This is a genomic window from Bartonella sp. MR168JLCBS, from assembly GCF_042194175.1.
In genome coordinates, this window is record NZ_JBHIMP010000520.1 from 1 (window position 1) to 606 (window position 606).

The 606-nt window shown below is 42.9% G+C and carries 1 protein-coding gene; it reads left to right on the forward strand.

Annotated features, from left to right (window positions below; genetic code table 11):
• Nucleotides 1–201: 201 nt before the first annotated feature.
• The coding region (locus ACFIK8_RS12365; protein ID WP_375669596.1) for a hypothetical protein at nt 202–606 on the forward strand (405 nt) is incomplete at its 3' end.

The window sequence follows — 606 nt, forward strand, 5'->3', positions numbered from 1 at the left end:
TTCGCATTGTATCAGTTAAATATAGCTTGAAACGTATGCATATATATGTTAACGTGTAAAACGATAACGTTCCATTTATGCAACTTATACGTTAGTTAACATCAACAGTTATTGTGTAACCGCAGTACTCCCGTCTGGCGGTATGACTGTGTGAGCACCACAAGAAGAAGTCTATTCGCCCTGCTCGAAGGAAAGGAATTGGTGGAAGACGATGTGATGGACGTGTTCGTATGCATAATGAAAAAGTTCTTGCGGCGAGTGCCATATCCGTTTAAGAAGCGCTCCTCCATAACACAACCAGGGGCACTTTTTATGTCGGGACAGCCTGACGCGTGTGAGTCGACGATCGCTATGGTCAGATATGTTGCACGTCACTTGAAGGAAGTTGACATAGTTATCCTCCCGATAGTGATGCATGGACACTTCCATGTGGTTGTCCTTGACAACGAAAAAGAAGAATACAGGCATTATTCATCCTACGACAGTGACGAGCACGCCATACACGCGTTTGAACTGGTAACTTCCTTACCGAAGAGACTTCGATTAAAGGGTAACATGAACTTTATTAAGCTTCCAACTAACATGAACTTTTATAACGTAACAGAG